The sequence below is a fragment of the Amycolatopsis sp. NPDC005961 genome, from assembly GCF_040629235.1.
Taxonomy (GTDB): domain Bacteria; phylum Actinomycetota; class Actinomycetes; order Mycobacteriales; family Pseudonocardiaceae; genus Amycolatopsis; species Amycolatopsis camponoti.
In genome coordinates this window covers 5,297-11,111 of record NZ_JBEXVF010000132.1, presented here as the reverse complement: position 1 = coordinate 11,111, position 5,815 = coordinate 5,297, and the positions used below count along the sequence as shown (strand labels likewise).

Sequence of the window (5,815 nt, the reverse complement as noted above, 5' to 3'; positions counted from 1 at the left end):
GTGGGAAACAGTGTTCTGACCCTGTTTCCCACTCACGACCGGCTCACTCGACGGCGCCGTTCTGGGTGAGCAGGTTCTGGTACCAGGCGTCGTACGGGTGGTTGGACGCCGGGTAGCTCGCCAGCGGCGTCGTCGCGTCGCCCGCCGAGTCGAAGTCCCAGCCGCGGACCAGCTTGCCCGACTGGCGGGCCGAGGTGATGAACGCCGACTCCGACGCGGTCGCGCCGTAGAACAGCGCGCCCTCCTGCAGCTCCGCGCTGTCGCCCTTCTGGAACTCGTCGAACGCGACCTGCCGGTAGCGGATCCGGTCACCGGTGACGCTCGCGGTGTCCGCGCGCAGGGTGTTGGACGGCGTCGGGCCGTCCGCGCCGGTCCACACCTTCACGCGCCGGGTGCCGTTGGTGGCGGTGTCCTTGGCGAATCGCGCGTCGGACGTCTTGGCGTTGCCGGTCCACGCGACCGTGGTGGCCGACAGCGTCCCGTTCCACGTCCAGTTCTGGCTGCTGCTCTGGCTCTGGTGGATCTCCCGCAGGTGCGTCGCGTCGGTGAAGGCGACCGTCGGCTGGACGCCGTTGTCGTACTGGTGGCTGGCCTGCCAGGTGATCTCGCCGTCGGTGCCGAGCTTGCCGACGTGGTACCAGAGCGTGCTCGCGCCCTGCGACTGGTGGACCTCGACGAGGTCGCCGTTGTCGTTGAGCGCGACGGCCGGGGTCTGGCCGCTGTCGTACTTCCCGTGCCGCAGCCAGGTGACGCGGCCGTCGGCGCCGTAGGTCCCGGTCCAGTACCAGAGCGCGCCACCGCCCGAGTCGTGCACCTCGACGATCTGGCCGCGGCCGTTCAGCGCGACCGCCGGGTGGTAGCCGACGTCCCGCTTGTACTCGCTGCGGCTGCCGCCGTCGCCCGAGAGCAGCGGCAGCACGCGCCCGCGCAGCGCGTCCACGGTCGGCGAGCCGGCCGGGTAGTCCTGCGCCCGCAGCAGTCGGCTGCCGAAGACCGACTCCAGCTCCTGGTTGACCGCGACGAGGTTGCCCTCCGCGAAGTTCGCGTTGTCGGTCAGGTTGTCCTTGAGGTCGAGCATGACGACGATCGGCGCGGCCGTCGGGTGCGCCGCCGACCACGTGTTCACGGTGGCCAGCCAGTCGCGCAGGTTGTTCGACGCCGGATTGCCGCCGCTGTGGTCGACGGCGTTGCCGGGCGAGTCGTGCCCGACGCCGTAGTCGTGGTTCGTGGCGTAGCCGTTGTCGTGGATGTCGTACTCGATGAACCGGACGCCGTGGTCGAGCTGGTAGGCGATCGAGTTCTTCGCGCCGTCGACGCTGCCCGAATAGCTGTTGTGCGTCGCGCGGAAGACCGACGAGGTGAACGGCGGGCTCGCGGCTTCGGCTGTTCCGCCGGTCAGCAGCGCGGCGGTGGTCAGAGCGGTGACGGCCAGAGCGGGCAGTCGGGTCATCCTCGGGTCCTCACGTCGGGAGCGGGGCGGTCCCCATCCTGGCCCGTGCGGTGGAACCGCGGGTGGAACGTCGTGGAACGCGAGTGGAACGCCTAGAAGGCGACAGAGGGACGTTCGAGGGAGGAAACGCCATGACCCAGACCGGTGGACCCCAATACCCCGACCCGACGCGGCCGGTGCCGCCGCAGGCCGGAATGCCGCAGGCCGGAATGCCCGGCCCGCCCCAGCCGCCCGCCGCGCCGAAGAAGTCGAAGCGGCGGCAGAAGATCGTGCTCACCGTGTTCCTGATCGTCGTCGCCGGGATCCTCGCGCTGGTCTGGGTGGCCACCCGGTCCAACGGCGAGAACGCCCAGGTCGGCAACTGCGTCACCGAAAGCGGCGAGAACTACGTGAAGATCGTCGACTGCGGCACGCCCGAGGCGACGCTGAAGGTCGTCGCGCGCGTCGAGGACAAGACCCAGATCGAGGCGCAGATCAGCGCGTGCACGCCGTACCCGGACGCCGACTCGGTGTTCTGGGAGGGCAAGGAAGGCGAGACCGGCGTCGTGCTCTGCCTGGCGAAGACCGGCAAGTAGCCCGATGGCGGGCGGAAAGTTCTCGTTCACCGGCTCCGGCGAGGTCCGCGTCTCCAGCGGCGGGCGCACGCTCGCCGCGGCGGGCGACGTGATCGTGATCGGTGACCGGGTCTTCCGGCTGGCCGAAGTGGACCGGGTCGCCTACCACGCGGCGGCCCGGCCGCACCAGGCCAGCTACGCGCTGGGGCTGGCCCGCGGCCCGGTGCGGAGCCGGTTCGTGTTCGACGCCTTCCGCCGCGGCAGCGAGCTCGAAGACGCGCGTGAGACGTGGCGGCGGCTGGTCGAGCTGGTCGAATCGGCGGCCTGCCCGCGGATCGCGCGGGCCGCGGTCGACGCGATCGCGGCGGGCGCCACCGCCCGGTTCGGCGGTGGCGGCCACCCGCGGATCGACGCGGACGCCGAGGGACTGCGCCGGCGGCGGTGGTTCGCGCCGAAGGTGCCGTGGGCCGGCGTGCTCGGCACCGATCTGCGCGCGGGTCAGGTGCGCGTGTGGACGGGCGGTCCGGAGCCGGAGCTGGTCGCCGCGATGGCCGGCTGGAACGCGGTGGTCCTGCCGCGCGTCATAGGAATGATGGTGGCGCAGGAAAAAGAATCACCGGAAAGTCGATGATAACGGTATTCCGGCAATGGCCGGTAAATGCTCACGGAAAGGGAGATCGACTGTCCGTTGTGTCGCATTCGCCCGACCGTTCATCGATTTATGCCAAATCGCCGCGCGGATTCGGTACTTGGCCGGGCTGCGCGTGTTCATTATCCGAGGAACGGTTGTGCGCGGGCACCGGAAAAGCCCGTGAGGGGTTGGGGAGGCAGTGGGTGTGGCGAACGACTGGCCGCTGGTCGGCCGCGAACAGGAGCTGGCGTTCGCGCGCCGTGCGCTGGCCGATCCGGAGGTCTGCGGCCTGCTGCTGACCGGGCGCGCCGGGGCCGGGAAGACCCGGCTGGCGAAGACCCTGCTGGCCGAGCTGGCCGGCGACGGGGCACGCACGCACTGGGTGCGCGCGATGTCTTCGGCGTCGACCATCCCGTTCGGCGCGTTCGCCCACCTGCTGCCCGGCAGCGCGGACGGCTCGGGGGACCGCGCGCACCGGCTCAACCAGGTCGCCGGTCACCTCACGCGCGGCGCGGAGGGGCGCCGGCTGATCCTGTGCGTCGACGACGCGCACCTGCTCGACGACCTGTCCGCCACGCTGGTGCACCAGCTGGCCGCGACCGCGTCGGCGTTCGTGCTCGTGATCGCGCCGCACGGCGTGAGCGTGCCCGACCCGGTCTTCGCGATGTGGAAGGACCGCGTCGCCGAACGTCTGGACATCGGCGAGCTGACCCGTCCGCAGACCACCGAGCTGATCACCGCGGCACTCGGCGGGCGGCTCGACGACGGCGCCGAGCACCGGCTGTGGGGCCTGACGCTGGGCAACCCGCTGTTCCTGCGGGAGCTCATCCAGGGTGGGCTCGACAGCGGCTCGTTGTCGGCCGAGGACGGTGTGTGGCGGTGGAGCGGCGCCCTGATGGCGACCCCGCGGCTGGTCGAGCTGATCGAAACCCGCACCGACCGGGTCGACGCCGACGAGCGGCGGCTGCTGGAGCTGCTCGCCTTCGGAGAGCCGCTGGGCAGCGAGCCGCTGGTGCGCCTGGGTGCCGGGCGCGTCCTCGCCTCGATGGAGCAGGCCGGGCTGGTCGTTTCCGAACGGACCGGGCGGCGGCTGAACGTCCGCCTCGCGCACCCGCTCTACGCCGACGTGATCCGGCGCCGGACGTCGCCGCTGCGCCAGCGCGACAACTACCGGATCCTCGCGCAGACCCTGGACCTCACCGGCGCCCGGCGCGCCGAGGACAAGCCGCGGCTGGTGCGGTGGCGGCTGGCCGCCGGGCTCCCGACGGACCCGCAGCTGGTCCGGGCGGCGGCGGAGACGTTGCTGCGCAAGGACTTCCCGCAGGCCGAGCAGCTGGCCGCCGAAGCCGTCCGGATGGGCGGCGGCTTCGGCGCGAAGTTCCTGCTCGCCCAGGTCCGGGTGGCCGGCGGCCGGCACGCCGACGCCGACTCGCTGCTGGCCGAGCTGGCGGGTGAAACGGTGTCGGACGCGCAGCACGCCCGCGTCGCCGCGACCCGGGCCCGGAACCTGGCGTTCGGCCTCGACCGCTTCGAGGAGGCCGCCGGCGTCCTGGACACGGCCGAGACGGCGGTGTCCGGCGCTTCGGCCGCGGACGAGCTGGCGACGGCCCGGGCGGCCCTGCGGGCGGCGGCGGGTGCGTCACGCGAGGCGCTGGACCTGCTCGGGCCGGTGCTGGACCGCAACCGCCGCGGCGACGCCCTCCGGCTCGCGGCGCTGGTGGTCGCGGCCGGGGCACTGGCGTCGACGGGGCGGACGGAGGCGTGCCTCGGCGTCGTCGACGAGGGTCTGGAGATCGCCTCCCGGATCTCGGACGCTTTCGCGCCGGGGGCGCGGGTCCGGCTGGAGCACGCCCGGATCGTCGCGCTGTGCCGGGCCGGTCGCCTCGAGGAGGCCGAAGACCGGGCCGGGGACGACTACCGGGACGCGGTCCGCGACCGGTGGGGCCCGGCGGTCGCGGGCGCGGCGGCGTCGCTCGGGACGGTCGCGCTCGCCTACGGCAACGTCCGCGGCGCGATCCGCTGGCTGCGGGAGGCCCTCGCCGCCGACGCGCACGACCAGCCGCACGAGTTCCGCCCCGCCGTCGCCGCGGCGCTGGTCCGGGCGACGGCGATGAGCGGCCGGGTGGCCGAGCCGCTCGGCGACTGGGACGGCGCGTGGGTGGCCGCGGCGCGGGGCGAACTGTCCCGGGCTCTGCAGCTGGGTGCCTCCGCTGCTTCGGCCGCCTCGGAAGACGGCAGGCTCGCGATCGCCGCCGAGATCCGCCACGACCTGGTCCGCTTCGGGGGTTCGCCCGGCGCGATCCCTTCCGCGGGCGGGATGGCGGAGCTGTACGCGGCGCACGCGTCGGCGGTTTCGGACGGTGCGGCGCTGGACGCGGTGGCGTCGTCGTTCGCCGACGCGGGCGCGCGGCTGCTGGCGGCGGAGGCTTCGGCCGAGGCGGCCCGGGTGTACCGCGTGGAGGGCAAGAACGGCAGTGCGGCGATGTCGGCCCAGCGGGCCCGGGCGTGGCTGGCGTCCTGTGAGGACGCTGCGACTCCGGCTCTTTCGTCGCTGGAGACACCGTTGGACCTGACGGTCCGCGAGCTGGAGATCGCCCGCCTGGTGGCGACGGGCTTGACGAGCCGCGCGGTCGCGGACCGGCTCGTGGTCTCGGTGCGCACGGTCGACAACGTGCTGCACGGGGTTTACGCGAAGCTGGGTATTTCCGGGCGCCGCGAGCTGGCTTCGGTGGTGGGCCCGCTGGTGTCGGGGAGTAGTCCCGGCGACGGCCCTTAGGTAGTCCGAGCGCTCGACGGCGGCAAAGCCGAGTAGGCCGCTACTCATGACCCGGGCGCCGATCGGCCCAAGACTGGATGACAACGGAGGGGCGAGGGCTTCACCGATCCGAATGTCAGGAGTGCACAGATGACGACTTCATCCGGTAATCAGTTCAACGAGCAGGCTTCGGCCGGTGGCGGTGGGGACATCTTCCAGAACGAGCAGGGTTCGGGTGGTTCCGGGGGGAACCAGTTCAACGAGCAGGCTTCGACGGACGGTCGCGGTGGGGACATCTTCCAGAACGAGCAGGGTTCGGGTGGTTCCGGGGGGAACCAGTTCAACGAGCAGGCGTCCACGGGCGGTCACGGGAGCATCTTCCAGAACGAGCAGGGCTCGGGTGGCCACGGTGGGAACCAGTTCAA

The 5,815-nt window shown here is 72.5% G+C and carries 4 protein-coding genes and 1 pseudogene; 4 read left to right on the top strand and 1 reads right to left on the bottom strand.

Annotation, left to right across the window (positions count from 1 at the left end; translation table 11 throughout):
* Positions 1–43: 43 nt before the first annotated feature.
* Complete coding sequence (locus ABZ342_RS48200; protein ID WP_360488633.1) at positions 44–1,450, bottom strand: hypothetical protein; 1,407 nt, start codon at positions 1,448–1,450, stop codon at positions 44–46.
* Positions 1,451–1,581: 131 nt separating this feature from the next.
* Between ABZ342_RS48200 and ABZ342_RS48195 the strand changes: the two genes are divergently transcribed.
* From ABZ342_RS48195 to ABZ342_RS48180, 4 genes and pseudogenes are all read left to right on the top strand, one after another.
* Positions 1,582–2,025, top strand: a complete 444-nt coding sequence (locus tag ABZ342_RS48195) for a hypothetical protein (RefSeq protein ID WP_155549732.1) — start codon at positions 1,582–1,584, stop codon at positions 2,023–2,025.
* 4 nt (positions 2,026–2,029) lie between these two features.
* Positions 2,030–2,635, top strand: a complete 606-nt coding sequence (locus tag ABZ342_RS48190) for a hypothetical protein (RefSeq protein ID WP_155549733.1) — start codon at positions 2,030–2,032, stop codon at positions 2,633–2,635.
* A gap of 205 nt (positions 2,636–2,840) precedes the next feature.
* Positions 2,841–5,411: an AAA family ATPase gene (locus ABZ342_RS48185; protein ID WP_360488629.1), complete on the top strand. Its 2,571-nt coding sequence runs from the start codon at positions 2,841–2,843 to the stop codon at positions 5,409–5,411.
* A 129-nt stretch (positions 5,412–5,540) separates the two neighbouring features.
* Positions 5,541–5,815 (top strand): annotated as a pseudogene (locus ABZ342_RS48180) (glycoprotein); the annotation flags it as partial.

Coding starts and splice junctions, on each gene's coding strand:
- ABZ342_RS48200 (WP_360488633.1), bottom strand. CDS start 1,450: ATGACCCGACTGCCCGCTCTGGCCGTCACCGCTCTGACCACCGCCGCG.
- ABZ342_RS48195 (WP_155549732.1), top strand. CDS start 1,582: ATGACCCAGACCGGTGGACCCCAATACCCCGACCCGACGCGGCCGGTG.
- ABZ342_RS48190 (WP_155549733.1), top strand. CDS start 2,030: ATGGCGGGCGGAAAGTTCTCGTTCACCGGCTCCGGCGAGGTCCGCGTC.